Below are 578 nucleotides of genomic sequence, written 5' to 3'. Positions count from 1 at the left end.
TGTACTCAGCCAGCAGGTTGGTTACATCTGCTTATGGGTGCTCGTCCTCCGAGGGCTGCGTGGTGTCGGCGGTGGTTGTAGAAGTCTAGCCAGCCGGTGAGGGCTTGTGCGCGGTGGTTACTGGAGTCGTAGGCGTTCTTGTAGGCCCAGCCTTCCTGCAAGGTCCGGTTGAACCGTTCAGCTTTGCCGTTCTGCCACGGGCTGCGGGGTTTTGTGCGCCGGTGCTTGGCGCCGAGGTCCTCCATGACTTTGGAGAAGGCCGCGGACCGGATGTAGGCCAGGGCGTTGTCCGTCATGACCTCTTGCACGGGGGCTCCGTTGGCGGCCATGAACGCTGCGGCGTTGGCCAGGAACGCCGCGCAGGTGGGGCCCTTCTCATCCGGCAGGACCTCGACATAGGCCAGGCGGGAGTGGTCATCGACGGCCACGTGGACATAGTCATAGCCCAGTCCGCGGCCTCTGACGGCTTCGGACCGGCCGTGGACCCGCCAGCCTCCTCCGTCCGGGATTTTCCCGAGTTTCTTCACGTCAATGTGCAGTAGTTCTCCGGCGGTGTCGCGTTCGTAGCGGTGGTCGGT

The 578-nt window shown here is 64.0% G+C and carries 1 protein-coding gene; it reads right to left on the bottom strand.

The window, feature by feature from the left end; all coding sequences use genetic code 11:
- Nucleotides 1–5 precede the first annotated feature (5 nt).
- On the bottom strand, nucleotides 6–578 hold a 573-nt coding region (locus BJQ90_RS14165; protein ID WP_226760891.1), incomplete at its 5' end, for an integrase core domain-containing protein.

The organism is Arthrobacter sp. SO3 (assembly GCF_020532825.1).
In the GTDB taxonomy this organism is placed as follows: domain Bacteria; phylum Actinomycetota; class Actinomycetes; order Actinomycetales; family Micrococcaceae; genus Arthrobacter.
Note: the sequence above shows the minus strand (reverse complement) of the source record. Positions and strands in the feature narration are given on the sequence as shown.